Genomic DNA, 18744 nt, shown 5'->3' with positions numbered 1-18744 from the left:
TCAATGATTTCGGTAACTTAAAAATTGCTATTCATCGATTCTTCTCCGTTATCAATAACTGTTTCATAAACGTTTTTGGTTCCGCCAAATACCTCAAGAAGAATCGCCCCATTATTGACAAACACTTTATTTGATGCGACATTATCTATATGGACAAAGGACTTGGTTTTTTTATATCCAAGTATTTTACACTTTTCCAACACCCTAATAAACAAAGCATTGCCATACCCCTTTCCACGCTGTGACTTTGCGATACCATATCCAAAATTTCCAACGCCTTGCTTCTCTAAGAATTCAGCTGAATAATGGCGTATTCTTGCTATCCCTACTGGCACATTATCAACATACAGAAAATAGGTGGTTTGTGGGATATAGTTATCAGGTAAATTTTGAGAATTTGAATAATTATTTTCTTGCACGAGCCATTCCTTATATTGTTCAAATGACATTCCATTGACTTCATTTGTAAACCCATTTTCGTTCGCACCAATATCTTGAAGCATGTTGTATTCTGCATCATTATTTTCAAGTGATAATTGTCTTAATTCAATCTCCAACTTCTTCGCCTCCCGTTATGTTCCTGCAATAAATAAAGTTTTCCCTATTATACCATGCTACCGGGCAAATTTCCAGCAGGAGTAGCACCGCCCCATATCTCTGCCAATGGTCAAGATGAACAGCGCTTTGCACCGCCATTGACGGAGATATGTGCCTGTGCTTGGTGGCAAACAAGGGATTAAGGGCGAGACTTAACTCCTCTGTGTTCACCTTCCAAATGTCACGCAATGGGGGATGAAAAAACCAACGTTTAACTGTCTGTATCAGCGCATTTCCTGCCTTTTCGTTTTCTCGGCTCTGCCGTCCAGCTGATGGGAAAAATCCTTGTGCCGGGTGCTTGCCGGGTGACAATGGCAAGCCGGAGTATTGCCGCAAGTGCAAAATTAAAGATTGTGTGCAGGACAAAGAACTGACTTACTGCTATAAGTGCGATACCTTTCCCTGCAAGCTGATAAAAAAACTAGAGAAAAGCTATAACCAGCGGTATGGCGCAAGTCTGATGGAAAACAGCCTATTTGTGAAAGAGCATGGGCTAACCTCCTTTATTCAACAGCAGTTAGAGCGTTATACTTGTCCTAGCTGTTGCGGCGTGATTTCACTCCATGATGCCGAATGTAGCGAGTGCCAAAACAAAGTAAAAAAGGGCAAAAAAACGCTCTGCTGAATTTGTCGTTCAGCAGAGCGTTTTTTGTTCTTTTGAATATTTGAAGTATCCATATTATCCAGCCTATACAATGGGGCGTTATCAAATTGTTATCAGCTATGATAACGGGAGGAAGAGGCTTAGATCAAGCTTTTCACCCTTTACATTTATATCAGTTGTAAATAAATGTGTCAAGGACTGCTGCCCAGGGCTTACGCATGAACATACAAATTGCATAAAAGCAACGCGTCCTATATCGTTATGGGACATTCAGCAGGGGCAAAATCGGCCCTTGCAGCTTATCGGAAATCTTTAAAAAGCAGAAGTATAGAAATTGCTCTATTGCCGCGCTTTCAATTCACAGTACCAGTTTCATCGCCAAGATAGGTAATAACATTCTCATCTGTCAAGAGCATATAGTCATCTTTTAAGCCTATTCCGTTGAAAGGTATATAGTGCAGTTCAGCATCAATCTGTGCATACGTATTTCCTTCAAAAACATGAGAATATTTTTCGCTATACTCGCTGATATGTACGAGAGCACCTGTCGCAACAGCAAAGATATTGTTTTGAATCATCAGATTTTCCTGTGCACAGGGACCTCCCTGCAGAACCATTGCATTACAATATTCATTTTCCCAGTCTGTACCAAGAAAATTATTTATACCACTGTCCAATATAATATTATCTTCAACTAAAATATCTTTGAAAATATGGTTTTCGTCTACTTCTTTATCCCAGTTACAGAGCAGGATCCCTTGCGTCGTTCTCTCGATCAGATTTCCAGAAACGATATTATTGCTCATTGTTTCGCAGCCATCAAAGGTCTCTAACGCAATCCCTTCCTGAAAGGAATCATGCACATAGTTATTCCGAATCGTATAATTACTTCCAGCAAAAGTCATAGCGCCGCCATTTCTGCCAAACAGACCTGCATTTAACTGAATCCGTGTATCTCCTTCTTCTGCTCCTGTTGCATAAGAAAATACATTGCCGCCCATCCAGCCAACCTCGCAGTTTTGGACTACGCCATTACAGGCTTCCTTGATTCCGTCAAATCCACTGCAGAATGTCATACTGGAGTATTTGATACAAAGGTTATCGAATGTTTGGTAATCAGACATCCCATCACAGAAAGCAAATGGTTCAATGAATTCAATATCAGAATAGATTTCTCCCGGATTTCCTGCATCACAGCGGAAATATAGCGGTCCTTTATAAAATACTGCTTCACCTGTTTGCTCATCCCAACTACGAAAAAGACGCTCTCCTAAGTTTTCTGTACTCTTATCAGGATATTGGATGGCAGGAAAACACCATTGATCGGACAAGAATTTTGTTACATCATAATCTTCTCCAGTCAACTGTTGATGCGCATCATTCAGCTGGAGATACTGATTGCCGTTCCAATAAGCAACATCTCGATATACGACTTTTTCTTCATTCAATACAATCGTAGCAACCTCAGTTATTTCACGATAAAATTTCCAAATCTTTTTGCCACTTTCATCAGAGTAGTATAATTCCCATTTTTCTGTATCTGCCCCATTTTCTTCACTGCCATAAAATGCCGGCTTTGCGCCTTCACCATAAGCAGATAGTGTGATTCCCTGAGTCCCAAGAATATTCCAAGGCAATTCTACCGCACGCCAAATACTGCCGCGTTCAAAGAAAATGGCATCGCCATACTTTAATTCAATTTCCTGAAAAGGCTCTAACGTTGCAAAAGCCTTTTCAGGACTGCAGCCATCGTTTCTATCGTTACCGTTATTAGAAACATAATAAGCAGTACCGGAATAGCTTTCCCCCATTACGTATTTGTCTGCTTTTACAATTGCGGTAGGGCTATCCAAAATCGACTGCTTTCGTTCTTCCGCTGTATTACGAATAGTTGCCATTTTTTCATCTGAAACGCTGTCAGAGACTTTCGCGCAACCTGGTAATAAGCACAACATCATAACAGAACATAGGAAAACACTAATCAATCGTTTCAAATTCATTCGATTTCCATCTTTCTCTATATCACGTCAATAAACCATATAGCCAGAAACAAGATAAAAAAGGAAAAAATAATCTGTACCAATGGGCCAAAAGTCTGTGCTAACGAATTATACAAACTACCCATTTTACTTTCTCCTATTTAATATGAATTTTCGCGTTGCTTTCTGCTACTCCCATTCAATTGTTCCAACTGGCTTCGGCGTCAGATCATAAAGCACACGATTTACACCTTCCACTTCATGCGTAATCCTGTCAGTAATGTGCTGCAGTAATGCAAACGGCACGTCTTCTACCGTGGCTGTCATAGCATCCACTGTGTTGACCGCACGAATAATCACCGGAAAAGCAAAGGTTCGAGCGCCGTCTTTAACGCCCACAGATTTAAAATCAGGCACCGCGGTAAAATACTGCCATACCTTACCTTCCAGCCCATTCTTTGCAAATTCCTCACGAAGAATTGCATCAGACTCACGAACTGCTTCTAATCTGTCACGAGTGATTGCTCCCAAACAACGAACACCAAGTCCTGGTCCTGGGAACGGCTGACGGAACACCATGTTGTCAGGAAGGCCAAGCGCCTTACCGACTACGCGAACTTCATCCTTGAACAGCAGTCTCACTGGTTCTACCAATTCAAATTGAAGATCCTCCGGCAGGCCGCCTACGTTATGATGCGCTTTCACACCGTCGCTCTCCAAGATATCCGGATAAATCGTTCCCTGTGCCAGGAATTCTATACCCTCTTGCTTGCGCGCTTCTTCCTCGAAAACTCTGATAAACTCAGCGCCTATAATCTTTCTTTTCTGCTCTGGATCAGCAATACCAGCAAGCTTGTCCAGAAAACGATCTACAGCATCTACATAAATCAGATTAGCATTCATCTGATTTCTGAACACTTCTACAACCTGCTCCGGTTCGCCCTTACGCAAAAGACCATGGTTCACATGTACACAAACCAACTGACTGCCGATGGCTTTGATCAAAAGAGCTGCAACAACCGAAGAATCCACGCCGCCAGATAAAGCCAGCAATACCTTCTTATCGCCTACCTGCGCTTTGATCTCTGCAATCTGTTCTTCTATAAAAGCTTCTGCAAGAGCCGGTGTCGTGATACGCTCCATCGTTTCAGGGCGTTTATTTTTATCCATATTGTTCCTCCATATCATTCTAAAGTATATTGTGACATTTTCTGTATTCTATTATAACGGATGGCAGCTGCATGTGCAAGAGGTCTATCGCATTCCAGAATGACTGAAACAAATTCAATCCAACCTCCGCCGAAACTCGTATTTCGGATACCACCCCGATGCGTCTCTGCTTTCCAGTGTAAAGCCGTATCGATCGCCAAAATCCATATCCTCGTCGATCAGATACAGTTCCTCATAACCCAGCTCTTTCAGGTAGAAGAAAAATCCTTCCGCAAAGGCAGTGAGTTCCAGCAATTCTTTTCCCTTTTCGGTCAGCCACATACCGCAGAGCTCCGGCACTCTGCCATCATAGTGGGCAATGCGTCCAAATCCTACCGTCTCGCCGTGAAACTTTCCCGCAAAAGTCACCATTACCTCGTCCTTCTCCGCCTCTTCAAACGCAATCTGCCGGGTTTCCGTCTTTGCTTCATAGTCTTTTCGCAGAATGGAGTAATATTTGCAGTCAGCAAGGCCGTTATTTCCTCTTGAGACCTCGCGGAGCGTCCCCTCATACTGCATACCGCATTTTTGCATCACCATGCCGGAATAGAAATTCCGCACATCGTGTCTTGATTCAATTCGATTGTAATTTGTCTCCCGGAACAGAAAATCGATGACTGCCTGCAGCGCCTCAGAAGTAATGCCCTGATGCCAATACTTGCTGCCGATGCAGTATCCAATGGCGATCATGCGAGTATCTTCATCCGCCGCAGCTATACCAATACTGCCGATGGGTTCCCCAACTTCATCGGGTACAATGGCCCAGTTATAGAAATCTTCGGTTTCATACTGTCTATCCCAGTCTTCCAGCACCGCTTTGGTCACTTCGAGATTCTCATGCGCCGGCCACGGCAAATACTTTGTCACTTCTCTGCTGGACGCCCAGTTGCGGTACATCGCCTGCGCATCCTCTATGTAAAATCTTCTGAGCGTCAGCCGCTCTGTTTTAATCATCTGTGTTCCCATGATTTCTCCCTTTCTCTACTCATTGTTCCCATGCAGCATTTTCAGTACAATCTCTGCGGCAATTTCCCCTGCTCTGTCACTGTTGTCGCTGTAGACTTCAAGTCCTTTATGCTCTGCCGTATCCGTAATGGTTCGCACCGCCAAAAACGGCACGTCGTTGATATAGCAGGCATGGGCAATTCCCGCGGTTTCCATATCCACACAAAGAGGCGCAAAACGACGGTTGATTTCGTCGCGCCGCTCGTCTTCAATAAACTGCTCTCCCGTCACCATCGTTCCAAAGAAAATACGCCCATCGCAGTGACTGCCAGCATGCTTCGCCAGGGCGAGCAACTTTGCGTCACTCTTAAAATATACTGACTCCATATAGGGGTATTCCTCTGTTAAAATATCTTCACCAACATCATGATAGCAAACCCGTTCGCAAATCACGGTATCAAAGATCTTAAGCGCCGGGTCCATACCGCCTGCCGTGCCGCTGTTGATGACTTTGTCCACATGGAACGTATCGATCAAAATCTGCGTCGCAAGTGCCGCATTGACCTTGCAAATTCCACACTGCACCGCCACAACGGGGACCTGTCCAACTCTTCCCGTGTGAAACATCAGCTTTGCTTTCTCTGTCGTCTTCCGATTTTCAATGTGCGCTAAAAACGGTTCCAGTTCCGATTTGCAGGCGCAAATTATTCCGATTGTTTGCATCATGATCCCCTTTTCTCACCTATTTTCTTCTTATTGTAATGGGAGATTGGGACTATGTCAATGCAGAGTTCCATCGCAGTCCTCCAAATATCCTTCTATAACTTCCGACCAATCTCAACATATTCCGCGGCACTCTTTTTCAGCATGGTCAGCTGTTCCTGACTTAGTGGTCGCACAGGTTTTGCCGGTCTGCCAAGGGCGAGAAATCCGTCAGGGATTACTACGTTTTCTGTGACCAGACTCCCTGCGCCAATCAGACAGCGCTTTCCGATTTTCGCGCCATTCATAACGACAGAGCCCATGCCGATCATCGTTTCATCATCAATCTGACAGCCGTGCAGAATGCAGCCATGACCTACCGTCACATCATTTCCAATCAAAAGCTGATGGCCAGGGTCGGTATGCAGCATGCAATGTTCCTGAATATTTGTCCGTTCTCCAACGCTGATCCGTCCGTTATCGCCCCGTAATACAGCGTAATACAGCACCGTTGCGTCATCACCTACATGCACATCTCCAATCAAAATACTCTCTTTCGCAATATGAGCAGATTTGCTGATAACTGGTTTCATGTTCTTCCTCCTGCAGTATGTTTTATCGTTATTATTGTAACGTATTTGCACTCATGGTACAATAGGACTTCTTGCGCTCGGCGCGGAGAGTGTACACAGAGAACTGCGGAGCAACAAATCACCTTTTTGACACTTTGAGCGAAAATATGTCTGGAAAGTGTCATTTCCGAAATTCGCGTTTTTGAAGAAGTGACACATCTCTCGTTGTTTTACACCAAAAGTGTCAAAAAGCAGTTGACAATATGATATAATTTCATTAAATTCTCATGTACTCCTTACACTTTCTGTAAATTTGCACCGCTACCTCAAATAAAAGTGTATTCAATCATCTCTAAGCGTAAAAATTTGACATAATTCAGGTCAAATCGCGCCCATTGTGTCAGATTCGCAAAAACCAAAAAAACAAAAATGACACTTTACTCCCAAAACACATTAATTGTGTCAGAAACTGTGTTACACAATCATTTCAAATGCTATCTCGCGTTGGTCGTTCTCCTCAAATATATTTCATTGTCAAATCATTTAGTTCCACAACAAGTCTCTCATTCCCTAATTTCCTTGCTATCGGAAGAAAAACTTCAAAAGTCTCCTGTACCTTTTCCTTGATTTTACTTTCATTCATAAATTCTACTGTTCTCATATTATGAAGCCGTTCTGCCAGCTTTATAAGCAGCACTCTTTCATCTGTTATGCCATTAATGTCTTCACATGTATTCACCTTTTTGACTAACTTCCATACATCTGCAGGAAGATCTTTTTTCAAAAGCGCCACTTTCACTTTTGTCTTTTTAAGTACGTCACAAAACATACCTGCATAAATTGAATGCACATCTGCTTCCATATCCGCCAAAACGATTGCAACATGCAGCGGATGTGTTACATACTCATTTCCAGAATACCGTGTCAACCCTTCATATGCCTGGCAGCTTAACGCATACATCTGCATTAATTTATTTTCGTCATACGCAACAGAATTTTCTATTAGCGTTTCCTTCAAAACATGCAAAAGTTCTTCTTTTGTCATTTCCTCTGATGCTTTCTTATATGTATAGTTTTTCATTTTCGTACCTCCGTCAACTAACACAAATCTCAGAGCTTTCAGAAGGGAAGGTGGAAATCCATATTCAGTTTTAAAAGCCCTGGTAAAACTATTATGTGACTGCCATCCATACTCAAAAGCAACATCAACAATTCTTTTTCCTGCGAGAATTTCCTCTGATGCCTTATACAGCCTGCGCTTTCGAATATACTCTCCAACAGAGCATTGCATCCTTTGCTGGAATACTCGCGAAAAATGATACGTGGAATATCCCACAAAATCAGCAACAATCGCCAGATTCAAAGTCTCCTTTAAGTGACGTTCAATATACTGTACAGCACTTCTGAAAATGATATCCTCCATTGCCGCAAACCTCCTCCACTCTTTGTAGAACAGTCTTAGTATAACAGATATCGTTTATGAATACTTAACACTTCTTGCTGTTTTAGAAACTTAAAAAAGTCGGCTACGCCGATTCTACTCAAAGGTAGACTTTCTTGCCTTTTCGCCCCGCGAGCAAAGCGTGCGGTCAGGCGAAACGGACAGCGAAGCGAATATCATTCGCGGAGGAGTATGCGGAGCATACGTTGATATTCCGGAAATATCGAAAATCGATATTTCCTACATAATAAAAAACGGAATTTTCCTCTTTGAAAATACCGTCCAGTTGCTTTGCAAAATCAAAAAATTCCCCTGTATACTGCTTTATGCCTCCAGTTTCATATACAAAATCGGATACGGCTACCCCTGCTCATCGATTTCCGCCCGCCGAGCAAGTCGAAATCCCATATGAGTATAGAAGCCAACTGCCTGTGGATTCTGCTCATTTACGCCAACTTCCCGAATGTTATAATTTAAAATTCCATACTGCACCAGCTTTTTTCCAATACCGCAGCCCCTCGCCTGCGGTGCGATAAATAGCATTTCCAGTTTCTGGGTTTCCACACCCATGAATCCAACCGGATTTTCCTGCGCATCCTGTGCAATGACCAAATGGGAAACGCCGCGTAAAGCCTGCGGCACGTGTTTCTTGATTTCAGCAATTTCTTCCGGGGATAAAAAAAGATGGGTCGCGCTCACCGAACCTTCCCAAAGTGCTGTAAGCAGCTGTATCAGTTCTTCGGTTCTGTTTTCAGTTTCAATCAACTTCATAGGCTTCTCCTTCTTAAAACTCTACGGCGTAAATCTGATTTCCATGTTCTTCTATAATGCGAATCAAGTCCTCCACCTTGAGGTATACAGTTGCTGTATTGTCATTGGGATGCACCCCAATCATATGGGAACCGCCAAAAAAATCTTTATCAATATAAAACTGCACCTTTCGCTCACTATCGTTCAGTAAACCAAAAGGTGTTACGGCGCCCGCAGTCAATGCCAGCATATCTATCAAATCATGCTCCGGCGCAAAGCTTAAGGCACGGGTGTGATTTTCTTCTCTAAATGCTTTCAGGTTTACTTTTTTATCACCTTTCACGGTAAGCAGATAGTAATTTCTTTTCTTATCATCTCGAATGAACAAATTCTTCCCATCGGCTTCCGGATAAGGCAATTCTAGTTTGGAAGCCTCTTCCATATTATACACCGCTTCATGCTCTATAATCTCATGCCGGATATTCTTCATTTTTAAATATGCATAGATGTCTTGTTTCTGCATTGTCATAGCAATCTCCGTTTTGTGTTTTCATTCCTGTATATTCGATACCAGGCGATTTAAATCAACCACACCGGCACAATATAGTTTTCCCTGTCAATTGCGCTCAAATTTGGTTTCATACAAATCACCGCGCCTTTTCCCCGCGGAACAGAAGCCCCGTCCAGCAGCGAAAATACTTTCGTCAATTCTGTTCCGGGATTTGCAGTCTTCTTAATCTCAATCGGATGCAGTACGCCATCACGTTCCAATACGATATCGATTTCCTTTGCATCCTTATCCCGGTAATAGTACATAAATGGTTCTCTCCCGCAATTTAAGTAAGACTTTGCAATTTCTGAAACTACATAGTTCTCCAGCATTGCGCCGTTCATCGCACCGCTTTCTAAGGTTTCCGCACTGCTCCACTTTGTCAGATAGCAGACAAGCCCCGTATCATAAAAATATAGCTTCGGTTTTTTCACCAAACGCTTCAGCAGATTGTTGGAGTACGGATGTAGATAGAAAATGATTTCCAAAGTTTCCAAAATTGTAAGCCACGCCTTCGCCTGGGTTTGATTGATGTCCGCGTCCTGCGCAATTTCTGCCACATTAAGCATCTGTCCGCTTCTCGCCGCCACTGCTGTCATAAATCTTAAAAACTTCAGCGAATCCACTGCAACTGAAAGGCCTTTCACATCCCGTTCAATATAAGTATTCAAATAGCTGCTGTAAAAAATATTGCTGTTACGATTCAAGCCACTGATGATTGCCGGCATGGATCCCTGATAAATCCGCTGAAAGATGGCTTGAACATCCATTTCTTCCCGCTCTTTCTCTCTCTCCTTCAAACAGTCAAAATCCAATTGAAAAGGCGTTATCTCACCGCCGCATATCTCTGCCTGAGAAAGAGGCGTTAAAGAGAGCAATGCTACTCTGCCCGCCAAAGATTCCTGTATCCCATCCATTAATTTGAATGCCTGCGACCCTGTCAGCCAAAAATCGCCCGGCATGTGGTATTGATCCACATGAATTTTGATATACGTAAAAAGCTCCGGTGCATACTGCACTTCATCAATCAGCACCGGCGGTTTATGCAGCTGTAAAAACAATTCCGGGTCTGTTTTTGCGATGCTTCTCTCCTGCAAATCGTCTAACGTGACATAGCTTCGCTCAGTTCCCTCCATCAGTTTCTGCAGCATAGTAGTCTTCCCAACCTGTCTCGGTCCCGTAACCAAAACGACCGGATACTCCTTTGTCACTTCCAGAACTACGGCTTCCAAATTCCGCTTTATATATCTCATGTCCATGCCTCCCTGCTGTAAATAAAATAATGCGCCATCAAAAATTCGGCTAAAATATATTACGTTTATATTTTAGCCGAAATCTGATAGAATTACAAGGATTTTAAATTTATTTCTTTTTGTTCACTTTACAGCAGCAAATCCTTCTTGCAGAATTTCACCGACCCGGCAAAATAGCATACAATCGCGATTACCGCCAGAATCACCATGCCAGAAATAAATCTTGTATCCACACTTTATGAATCGTTACTTCCGGTTCGGTTTTCTTTTCATCGCCAGCAATTTCATATAGTCATCAAATTCAGCAGTATCGGTTGGTTCAAACATTACCCATTTTCCATCGCGATAGGTTTTCGCCTCATCATATTGTCTGCAAACGGCGGAAGAAAGAGTGTCTCTTATTTCTTCAAATTTTATTCTTTCATCTTTTCCAAAGATAATCATAAAACCAACACAGTTCCTTTTTGCATACAGGCAGCAAAGTGTTTTACCACCTCTACGATATTTATACTCGTAGATCCAATTCTTACCGCCAGTATTCCATAATCGCTCCATTTCGTATTTTTCGTCAATCGCCGTACATAACTTTTGCCAGACTTCAAACAAGGATTGTCCAAGCAATTCAGTCATCGTCGATTCAGATGGTATATTTTCAAGCATTGTATCCCCTCCGTTTGAAACTTTATTTTTTCCACTTATATTGATACCTCTATAGCGCTTTCTCTCTATTCGCAAGAAATTACTTGAATTCCTGCGGTTTCAGTCCCAAATAGGTTAAAAACAACTGCAAATTCTGTCTGGAAATCTTCTGTTTTTTCTCCTCATCATCCATAAAGTCCACAGCCGTTCCAAGACCACTAACCAAACAAAACAGGATTTCCGCGGCTTCCCCCGAATCTGAAATAGGAATTCCTTTGTATTTCACAAAATAATCCAGCCTTTCTTGAAATACCAATTTAAGCTCCGTCTGATGGCGGTAAAACTTCTCTCTTGCGGCGCTGTCTCGAAGCGCCAGATTATAACAAACGTAATACGCCCTGAGGTGCGAGACCTCATCCGCGCTTTCGTAGTTCAAAAACATTTCCTCCAGAAAGTCCGCAAACTCTATCTCTCCATCAGCATTCTCGTTCTCCTTTATAGACTGAATGCTCTTTTCCTTGCATACGGAAAGAACGTAATCCACCGCTTCATCGACCAATTCTTCCTTATTTTTAAAATAGTAAAAAATCAAGCTAGCTGGAATGCTGAGATGCTTCGCCAGCTTTGCAATAGAAACATTCTCCAGTCCATGATCTGCAATTAACTCGCTGAATCCCTGTAGGATGTCAAGCCTTTTCTGCTGATGTTGTTCTTCTTTTCTCATATTACACTTCCTCTCCTTTATTACAATACCCGATTTCCCCTAAAACTGTCAAGGGGAAAGCAAAAGCCCTGCAGCCGAAGATTGCTTCGCTGTCAGGACTTTTATTTTCGCTTTTAAGGAACGCTTTTACTTTTGAGGTTCAGCTTTTTCAGCGTTTATTTTCTTGTATTCTCTTGCCAGAAGCAATGTGCAGACTATCATAACAACCGCGCCAAATGCCTCCATGGTGAAAATGAAAGTGTAACCTGCAATATCACCATATTTGTCAAGCATGTGTCCGCATACATTGAATAACCATGCGTCCGTAGAATAGCCCATTGCCGAAGCTATGCCTATGGCAGTTCCGACGTACGACACAGGAATCTTCGCTTCAGAGAATGGAGTATAAACGGTAGTTGAATTCAGATAAGCAAACCCAGTTATCAAAACTGCAACAACAAGAAGCGCCTTAAACAAAGACGGCTCTTTCGGCTAAAGGATAACGACAATCGTAAAAATCAGAACCGCCGTACTTGCTACCAGAGCAACATTTTTCGACTTTCCCTGTTTATCAATAATTGCGCCCCCAATCGGACCCATGACCAAATTCATGCCGTTTCTTAATGTCGAAGTAATAAATACAGCGGTTGCAATACCAATTCCTTACACATCTGTCATCAACGGATTTAAATAAGGAATGATGGAACGAACCATGAAACATCCCCATGTAAAGAATACGATGTACCATACCGCTGGTATTTTCAATACTTTACCAATCAATCTGAAATCAACTCTGTTCTCATCCCCAAGATCAACTTTTCTTTCTGTATCGTAAGGTACAATCAGCCAGCTAAGAATCCCTGCTACAAGAATTACGACTGCGTATACGCGAAGACCTCCGCGGAATCCTCTCTCTGCAAAGAGCCACGTAACTGCTGCTAAAATGACATATGTACTGCAAAGACCTATCCCTCCCCATACGGAATTGAAAAAGCCAAACAAACGCCCCTGTTCTTCATCACTGCCCAGACATTTTATCATCTCTAAAAACGCCCCCAGTGCATGCAGGTTTTGGTTACACCGAACATCGCATAGATAGCTGCCAGCATCCCATAGGAATGAGACCTCGATAAAACAATACCCCGGCCGCCAGTTAAAATCGTAGATACGAAAACTAATTTTTTCGGATTGAATTTATCCGCCAGCCAGCCGCCCAGCAGATATCCCGGTACTGCAGTCAGTCCAAAGAACGGCAGAATTGATCCAACCCGACCATCTGTGACCCCCAAAAGCCTCTAAAAAGCGATTGTAAAAATCATAACACATATATGGGATTAAATATACCAAACATGTCATCGCAAGAATCACAATCCATAAATACTTTTTCAGCATAGATGCATTTACAAGAAACTGTGAAAAAAGTCTGTAAATTACCTTCTATGGTAATTTGGAACTATGAAACCTTTGGAATTTCAATAGTTCTTAGTTGAAAATAATATAATGTCAAGGACTCCTTTCGAGAAAGGAGTCCTTGTATGCTTTTCATCTGTTTTGTGATAATAATTTTTCAAATCCTTCTGTTGAATACGGTTTTCCCGCCTTTTTCAGTTCACTCGCTTCTTCAAGGGCAAGGATATGTTCCTTTTTCACACGGTACAAGAGACATGCAACAACCAGAACCCCGGAGATGACTGCCGGAATCAGTCCGAAAATCTTCTGCATTCCGCCGACCATGTCTTCTGTAATTACCTCGGAAGTCGGATCCACGTTGAACAAAGTCATCAGTATTCCGTTGAGCCACATACCCACTGCTACGCCGACCTTTGTCATAAAAGCACAGATGGAAACCATAAAACCCTCACAGTTTTTGCCGGTTTTAAATTCATAAAGCGCAGAAACGTCAAAATTCATAGCGTAAATGTCAATCCAAAATACCGATGAGGTCAAATTCAGTATTACATTTACGATTGCAAATACCACCAGAGACGGCGCAGTAAGCCAGCATACCAGTGAAGAAATTACCATAAGTACGAAAGACCACAACAAAACTTCCTTCTTACCGAATTTCACAATTAGTCCCCCAACAGGCGTAATGAGGAGCAGTGAAATCAGCAGCGAAGCACTCTGCGCGACAGATGACTGTGCCATGGTAAGACCGCAGCTGTACAGAGAATAGTAGAGCAGCGAGCTGTTCGCAATGCCCAGGTATAAATTATAAACCAGTCCAATGATAATCAGAATGCGGTAATCGTGCATTTTCAGCAGACCTTTCAGCGCCTGCATTAATTCTCCTTTGTTGTGGCTGTCCGAAAGTTTTTCGCCGGATTCAGCAGTTTCCGGCTGCTTCAGCTCTTTTCCGCGCATAGCCACAGCAACACACATGAAGGTGACTGTACTGATAAGACCCATTGCCGCACCGACAATTCTCCAAATGAACGCATCAGCGTAACCGCTTCCTGCCATGTAGTCTACAAACTGAAGGAGGCCAAATGAAAGCACCATCTGTCCCAGATTGGAGAACAACAAAACGGAAGTACGCATTTTCGTTTTTACATCATAATTCTCTGTGATCTCTGTCGCCATCGCCACATAAGGAATGTCGACCATGGTAAAAAACATCCAGAACGCTATATTGACCAGGATAAAGAAAGCGACTTTGCCGGCGCCGGATAAAGGTACATCATTATACAAAAGAAATACACTGAGTCCCAGCGGAATCGCGCCAAATAAGATAAACGTTCCTCTTTTTCCGAAGTTCTTCCAGCCTTTGCAGCGGTCTGAAAGGTATCCGATAATCGGATCTGATACCGCATCCCACATGACAGCGATTAACGAAATCGTTCCTGCTGCCGCCGGTTTGATTCCCGCTACACTTGTCAGGAAAAAGATAAAGAACATATAAAACAGGTTATATGCGATATCCTCGCCGATACCGCCTATCCCATAGAGTACAACATCTTTCATTCCACTTGCGCTTTTCTGTTTCATTTCTATACCTCCTGGGTATCATCCAGGCCTTCAAACCAGCCTGATCTCATTGGGTTCATTTTTAAATTAATCTGTTTCAGCACGGTATACTCCTCCAGTCCGGCGATGCCGCCGTCGAGGCACATTCCGCTCTGTCCATGTGGACTTACAGGCACAGCCGGTGTATATTCCATAAAAGTATTCGCCCATAAAATTCCAGTATTTACCTGGCTGCACACTCTGAGCATTCTGCCCATGTCAGAAGTAAACACCGCGCCGGCAAGACCATAACGCGTATCATTGGCGATGGCAATTGCCTCATTTTCGTCCTTAAAGGTCTGCACCGTCAGCACCGGTCCAAAGATTTCTTCTTTTACGATACGCATATCGGATTTGCAGTTTACGAATACCGTCGGCTCAACGAAGTATCCTTTGGCAAATTCACCCTCTACGATGCGGTTACCGCCGATTAAAAGCGCTGCGCCTTCTTTCTTTCCGATTTCTATGTAGTCCAGCACGCGCTTCATCTGACCTTCTGAAACCATCGGGCCAAATTCTGATGCCGGGTCAAGAGGCATACCGATTCGAATCTTCGGCACTCGTTCCTTCAGTATTTCACATACGCGGTCATATACGCTTTCCTGCACCAGCAGTCTGGAACCTGCAACACATACCTGACCCTGACTCAAAAAGATGCCGAACATCAATCTGTCCACAGCTGCGTCCAGATCCCCGTCCTCAAAGATGATAAACGGAGACTTTCCGCCCAGTTCCATCGCACAGCGTTTTATGCTCTTGCCGGACTTTTCGATAATATCTTTTCCGGTCTGGGTGCTTCCTGTAAACACAATTTTAGCGACGTCTTCGCTTTCCGCTATCACTGTGCCCAGCTCCTGCCCCGGTCCCAAAATCAGGTTAATGCTGCCTGCCGGAAAGCCTGCGTCTTCCATCGCCTGAAAAACCATAGCTGTCGCAGCTGGCGATATGGACGATGGTTTTACCACTACCGTGTTTCCTGCAGCAAGCGCCGGCGCCATACCGCCTGCCATGGTTCCTATGGAATAGTTCCAAGGGGCAATCACAGCACAAACCCCCAAAGGCTCTCTCAGCGTCATTGTAATTAAATCGCCGTTTCCGCCTGCCGCTTCTCCTTTCAGTTCCCTGACAAGTCCTGCACAATAGCGGAAAGTGCCTGCTACTGCATACGGATCGTCATACCGGGTTTCTTTGTACACACGCCCCACGCTGTTAGATTCTGCAATCGCCAGCTCCTCGGCGCGTTCTTCAATCAGATCAGCTGCTTTATTCAGAAGTTCCGCTCTTTCTTCCGGCAAAAGCTGCCGCCACTGTGATCCCGGCTCAAATGCCTTTCTCGCTGCAGCGATTGCCCTTTTCGCATCTGCAGCTGTTCCTTCCTCTGCTTCCGCAGCAACCTGACCGTTTGCTGGATTGATCAGCTCGCGGTAGGCGCCGGTGCTGGAAGAAACCCATTCTCCGTCAATATACATTTTAATTCGTTCCATGTTTTTCCTTCTTTCCGGCATCTGCAAAATGCCTCAAAGCTTTTTCAAATCTGCTTCCACAGACTTCCATCAGAGTAAACCGGCTTTCCGTCTACAATAGTAAGCACCGCCTTTGCATCTGTAGTACGTAGAGGGTTTCCAGCAAAGAGAACCATATCCGCGTCTTTGCCCGGCTGCAGGCTTCCGCATCGATCCGAAACGCCCAGTATTTCCGCCGGTGTAAGGGTGATAGCGCGCCATGCAGTCTCCTCAGAAAGACCCGCTCCGACAGCTAACGCCGCGCACAGCGATAAGTGCTTCAACGGAATGATATAAGCATCCGTAATAATAGCAAAAGCAATGCCCTTTTCCTGCAAAATTCTCGCGGTTGAAAAGCTGGTATTCTTCAGTTCGTACTTTACCTTTCCTCCAAAAGTCGGTCCGAGAAAAACCGGATACCCGGCTTCTGCCAGTTCATCTGCAATCAAATGTCCTTCGGTGCAGTGATCCAAGGTTAGTTTTACACCAAATTCCTCGGCAATTCTAATGGAAGTAAAAATATCGTCCGCCCGATGGGCATGCGCTTTTAGAGGGATTTCTCCGGACAGCACCGGCAGCAGGGATTCCAGTTTAAAGTCAAAGATCTGATCCTCGCCTCTTTCTTTTTTCTCCTTGTACTGCTTCGCCTCATACAGAGTCTTCCGCAAAAGCCCCGCAATCCCCATTCTGGTAAAAGGCGCTTTGCCATCCTTGCCATAGCAGGATTTTGGATTTTCTCCAAAAGCAACCTTCATGGCGGCAGGTTCTTTCACCACCATTTGGTCAATTCGATTTCCTGCTGTCTTTACCAGCGCAAACTGTCCGCCGATGACATTGGCGCTGCCTGGTCCAATCATTGCCAGGGTCACGCCGCCTTCCAGCGCCTCATGAAATTCCGGCGTCATAGGATTAATTCCGTCGATGGCACGCAGATGGGGTGTAATGGGATCGTTGATTTCATTGACATCATCACCTTCAAATCCAATGCCTTCCTCCAGAATCCCTGTATGGCAGTGCCCGTCAATCAGACCCGGTGTAAGCAGATATCCAGAGGCGTCAATGACTTCTGTCTGTTCATCCGCAGGCAAATCTGTTCCTATATCAAGAATCTTCTTTCCGTCGATCAACAGATCCCCGGTAAAATCCTCCCGCCACATGCTCTTAATCTGCGCGTTTTTTATCATCAATTTCATAATGATTCCTCCGATTCCTCTATATAGCAGCACCGAAATCCTACATCAAAGTAGCGATCCTCCGCCTGCATATAGAATCCATAGGCTAAAATACCCGCCATTTCTCGATTGACCCAGTAACCGCCGCGAATCGGATAGCGAACGCCCTCTGTCACAGCCCAACCCGCATCAGTGTGATGACCTGCGTCGCCGGAAGGGATCAGACACAGCTGCTGCAAAAGATTTCCCGATTCACATAAGTCCGTTTCCCAGGTCAGTTCACTGAACGGCGCCAGGATTTCCTGGTTTGCATCCTTTTTGCGCATTTCGGCAGCCGTAAAACGAACCCCTTCTTCTTTAGCGCCTTCTGTCATGGATAATGCTCTGTCACCGGATTCTTTTAAGGTCAAATCATCTGCGCAGATTTGGCTCCACGGCGCGCTTTCTAGGGTGTATCTGGCTGCGTCATTGTCGGCTACACATTCCAAAACACCATCGTGAAGCCGTAGTCCCGCTGTCATCTCCCAAATGTTTCCGTTAAGGTCAAAGATGCCTGCAAGCGTTCCATCGTGAGACCAGGATGCCGGGCCGCTGCCGCAGCCTACCCGCATAGGCGGTCCCTCCTCGCCTTCCGGTACAACTCCATGGAGAGATACCACGGTACCATGCTCGTGGGGCTTATCCCAAGCTTTCCCGCCATCGTTATTTCCCCTTGGCAGGGTTTCGTTTTTCAGACACCACAGCGCAATGGCCGCCCACTCGGCGCTGGTCATCAAATGCCAGCCCTTGCCTTTGTTTCTGCAAAATCTTTCTGCTTCCTCAATGGAATACAGTACCGCCGGATCCTCCCCGGGAAGACTGCATGCACGCTCGCTGCGTACCACATTCTGATACTTGCTGATATAGATGCATTCCTTTTCCTCTCCATCTACGATGAATGCCGGGTGAACTAAGTCCGGCGCTCCATCGATGACATCGGAAAGCCGAAACTTTGGAATCCGTACCATAACACTCTCTTGATTCAGGTCATCGTACAAAACCACATTGTTTCCTGTCAAATTCAGCTGCTTCATATCCGCTCCTTTCTTTTATCATAGAGCAATGGAAAACATTTTTGTCG

General features: G+C 44.2%; 20 protein-coding genes and 1 pseudogene. 1 reads left to right on the top strand and 20 read right to left on the bottom strand.

Annotation, left to right across the window (positions count from 1 at the left end; genetic code table 11):
• Positions 1 to 17: 17 nt before the first annotated feature.
• A complete protein-coding gene (locus tag ACPW7J_RS03995) occupies positions 18 to 557 on the bottom strand; it encodes a GNAT family N-acetyltransferase (RefSeq protein ID WP_425756725.1) in 540 nt (179 codons plus the stop codon).
• A 338-nt stretch (positions 558 to 895) separates the two neighbouring features.
• Between ACPW7J_RS03995 and ACPW7J_RS03990 the strand changes: the two genes are divergently transcribed.
• The gene (locus tag ACPW7J_RS03990) at positions 896 to 1222 is read left to right on the top strand and encodes a DUF3795 domain-containing protein (RefSeq protein WP_425756724.1); all 327 of its coding nucleotides are present in this window, start codon (positions 896 to 898) and stop codon (positions 1220 to 1222) included.
• Between the two features lie 332 nt (positions 1223 to 1554).
• Here ACPW7J_RS03990 and ACPW7J_RS03985 read toward each other — a convergent pair whose 3' ends face one another.
• The 19 genes and pseudogenes from ACPW7J_RS03985 to ACPW7J_RS03895 form a co-directional block, all read right to left on the bottom strand.
• Positions 1555 to 3201, bottom strand: coding sequence for a right-handed parallel beta-helix repeat-containing protein (locus tag ACPW7J_RS03985; RefSeq protein WP_425756723.1), 1647 nt, complete (start codon positions 3199 to 3201; stop codon positions 1555 to 1557).
• A 168-nt stretch (positions 3202 to 3369) separates the two neighbouring features.
• Positions 3370 to 4350 carry a glutamine-hydrolyzing GMP synthase gene (guaA, locus tag ACPW7J_RS03980; RefSeq protein WP_161873660.1) on the bottom strand — a complete coding sequence of 327 codons (981 nt, stop codon included), beginning with the start codon at positions 4348 to 4350 and terminating at the stop codon, positions 3370 to 3372.
• A gap of 114 nt (positions 4351 to 4464) precedes the next feature.
• Positions 4465 to 5355 carry a GNAT family N-acetyltransferase gene (locus ACPW7J_RS03975; RefSeq protein ID WP_425756722.1) on the bottom strand — a complete coding sequence of 297 codons (891 nt, stop codon included), beginning with the start codon at positions 5353 to 5355 and terminating at the stop codon, positions 4465 to 4467.
• 15 nt (positions 5356 to 5370) lie between these two features.
• A complete protein-coding gene (locus ACPW7J_RS03970; RefSeq protein WP_425756721.1) occupies positions 5371 to 6060 on the bottom strand; it encodes a 5'-methylthioadenosine/adenosylhomocysteine nucleosidase in 690 nt (229 codons plus the stop codon).
• A gap of 92 nt (positions 6061 to 6152) precedes the next feature.
• Positions 6153 to 6629 carry a gamma carbonic anhydrase family protein gene (locus tag ACPW7J_RS03965; protein ID WP_425756720.1) on the bottom strand — a complete coding sequence of 159 codons (477 nt, stop codon included), beginning with the start codon at positions 6627 to 6629 and terminating at the stop codon, positions 6153 to 6155.
• Positions 6630 to 7125: 496 nt separating this feature from the next.
• Positions 7126 to 7689: an HD domain-containing protein gene (locus ACPW7J_RS03960; protein ID WP_425757493.1), complete on the bottom strand. Its 564-nt coding sequence runs from the start codon at positions 7687 to 7689 to the stop codon at positions 7126 to 7128.
• Between the two features lie 105 nt (positions 7690 to 7794).
• Positions 7795 to 8031: pseudogene (locus tag ACPW7J_RS03955) on the bottom strand (AraC family transcriptional regulator); the annotation flags it as partial.
• Positions 8032 to 8409: 378 nt separating this feature from the next.
• On the bottom strand, positions 8410 to 8820 hold the full coding sequence (locus tag ACPW7J_RS03950) for a GNAT family N-acetyltransferase (RefSeq protein ID WP_425756718.1): 411 nt from the start codon (positions 8818 to 8820) through the stop codon (positions 8410 to 8412).
• Positions 8821 to 8833: 13 nt separating this feature from the next.
• Positions 8834 to 9328: a prolyl-tRNA synthetase associated domain-containing protein gene (locus ACPW7J_RS03945; RefSeq protein WP_425756716.1), complete on the bottom strand. Its 495-nt coding sequence runs from the start codon at positions 9326 to 9328 to the stop codon at positions 8834 to 8836.
• A 50-nt stretch (positions 9329 to 9378) separates the two neighbouring features.
• The gene (locus ACPW7J_RS03940) at positions 9379 to 10602 is read right to left on the bottom strand and encodes an ATP-binding protein (protein WP_425756714.1); all 1224 of its coding nucleotides are present in this window, start codon (positions 10600 to 10602) and stop codon (positions 9379 to 9381) included.
• 246 nt (positions 10603 to 10848) lie between these two features.
• On the bottom strand, positions 10849 to 11262 hold the full coding sequence (locus ACPW7J_RS03935) for a DUF3788 domain-containing protein (protein ID WP_160203122.1): 414 nt from the start codon (positions 11260 to 11262) through the stop codon (positions 10849 to 10851).
• 79 nt (positions 11263 to 11341) lie between these two features.
• Positions 11342 to 11965, bottom strand: a complete 624-nt coding sequence (locus ACPW7J_RS03930) for a TetR/AcrR family transcriptional regulator (RefSeq protein WP_160203121.1) — start codon at positions 11963 to 11965, stop codon at positions 11342 to 11344.
• A 126-nt stretch (positions 11966 to 12091) separates the two neighbouring features.
• Positions 12092 to 12421 carry a hypothetical protein gene (locus ACPW7J_RS03925; RefSeq protein ID WP_425756712.1) on the bottom strand — a complete coding sequence of 110 codons (330 nt, stop codon included), beginning with the start codon at positions 12419 to 12421 and terminating at the stop codon, positions 12092 to 12094.
• Between the two features lie 186 nt (positions 12422 to 12607).
• A complete protein-coding gene (locus ACPW7J_RS03920; protein ID WP_425756710.1) occupies positions 12608 to 12985 on the bottom strand; it encodes a hypothetical protein in 378 nt (125 codons plus the stop codon).
• Between the two features lie 2 nt (positions 12986 to 12987).
• Entirely contained in the window at positions 12988 to 13233 is a 246-nt protein-coding gene (locus ACPW7J_RS03915) for an MFS transporter (RefSeq protein WP_160203119.1), read from the bottom strand.
• Between the two features lie 253 nt (positions 13234 to 13486).
• A complete protein-coding gene (locus ACPW7J_RS03910; RefSeq protein ID WP_425756708.1) occupies positions 13487 to 14932 on the bottom strand; it encodes an MFS transporter in 1446 nt (481 codons plus the stop codon).
• A gap of 2 nt (positions 14933 to 14934) precedes the next feature.
• Positions 14935 to 16434 carry an aldehyde dehydrogenase family protein gene (locus tag ACPW7J_RS03905; protein WP_425756706.1) on the bottom strand — a complete coding sequence of 500 codons (1500 nt, stop codon included), beginning with the start codon at positions 16432 to 16434 and terminating at the stop codon, positions 14935 to 14937.
• A gap of 44 nt (positions 16435 to 16478) precedes the next feature.
• Entirely contained in the window at positions 16479 to 17645 is a 1167-nt protein-coding gene (locus tag ACPW7J_RS03900) for an amidohydrolase (RefSeq protein ID WP_425756704.1), read from the bottom strand.
• On the bottom strand, positions 17642 to 18697 hold the full coding sequence (locus ACPW7J_RS03895) for a hypothetical protein (RefSeq protein WP_425756702.1): 1056 nt from the start codon (positions 18695 to 18697) through the stop codon (positions 17642 to 17644). The genes ACPW7J_RS03900 and ACPW7J_RS03895 overlap by 4 nt, the downstream gene beginning before the upstream one ends.
• Between the last annotated feature and the right edge of the window lie 47 nt (positions 18698 to 18744).

The sequence above is a fragment of the Ihubacter sp. rT4E-8 genome (assembly GCF_049852125.1).
Classification (GTDB): Bacteria; Bacillota; Clostridia; order Peptostreptococcales; family Anaerovoracaceae; genus Senimuribacter.
The sequence above is the reverse complement of the archived record's forward strand: the minus strand, read 5'-3'. Positions and strand labels throughout refer to the sequence as shown.

Excerpts from the sequence above, each read along its gene's own strand:
- ACPW7J_RS03895 (WP_425756702.1), bottom strand. The coding sequence starts at position 18,697 with ATGAAGCAGCTGAATTTGACAGGAAACAATGTGGTTTTGTACGATGAC.
- ACPW7J_RS03940 (WP_425756714.1), bottom strand. The coding sequence starts at position 10,602 with ATGAGATATATAAAGCGGAATTTGGAAGCCGTAGTTCTGGAAGTGACA.
- ACPW7J_RS03985 (WP_425756723.1), bottom strand. The coding sequence starts at position 3,201 with ATGAATTTGAAACGATTGATTAGTGTTTTCCTATGTTCTGTTATGATG.
- ACPW7J_RS03975 (WP_425756722.1), bottom strand. The coding sequence starts at position 5,355 with ATGGGAACACAGATGATTAAAACAGAGCGGCTGACGCTCAGAAGATTT.
- ACPW7J_RS03950 (WP_425756718.1), bottom strand. The coding sequence starts at position 8,820 with ATGAAGTTGATTGAAACTGAAAACAGAACCGAAGAACTGATACAGCTG.
- guaA (WP_161873660.1), bottom strand. The coding sequence starts at position 4,350 with ATGGATAAAAATAAACGCCCTGAAACGATGGAGCGTATCACGACACCG.
- ACPW7J_RS03935 (WP_160203122.1), bottom strand. The coding sequence starts at position 11,262 with ATGCTTGAAAATATACCATCTGAATCGACGATGACTGAATTGCTTGGA.
- ACPW7J_RS03965 (WP_425756720.1), bottom strand. The coding sequence starts at position 6,629 with ATGAAACCAGTTATCAGCAAATCTGCTCATATTGCGAAAGAGAGTATT.
- ACPW7J_RS03970 (WP_425756721.1), bottom strand. The coding sequence starts at position 6,060 with ATGATGCAAACAATCGGAATAATTTGCGCCTGCAAATCGGAACTGGAA.
- ACPW7J_RS03945 (WP_425756716.1), bottom strand. The coding sequence starts at position 9,328 with ATGACAATGCAGAAACAAGACATCTATGCATATTTAAAAATGAAGAAT.
- ACPW7J_RS03910 (WP_425756708.1), bottom strand. The coding sequence starts at position 14,932 with ATGAAACAGAAAAGCGCAAGTGGAATGAAAGATGTTGTACTCTATGGG.
- ACPW7J_RS03930 (WP_160203121.1), bottom strand. The coding sequence starts at position 11,965 with ATGAGAAAAGAAGAACAACATCAGCAGAAAAGGCTTGACATCCTACAG.
- ACPW7J_RS03920 (WP_425756710.1), bottom strand. The coding sequence starts at position 12,985 with ATGATAAAATGTCTGGGCAGTGATGAAGAACAGGGGCGTTTGTTTGGC.
- ACPW7J_RS03960 (WP_425757493.1), bottom strand. The coding sequence starts at position 7,689 with ATGAAAAACTATACATATAAGAAAGCATCAGAGGAAATGACAAAAGAA.
- ACPW7J_RS03900 (WP_425756704.1), bottom strand. The coding sequence starts at position 17,645 with ATGAAATTGATGATAAAAAACGCGCAGATTAAGAGCATGTGGCGGGAG.
- ACPW7J_RS03905 (WP_425756706.1), bottom strand. The coding sequence starts at position 16,434 with ATGGAACGAATTAAAATGTATATTGACGGAGAATGGGTTTCTTCCAGC.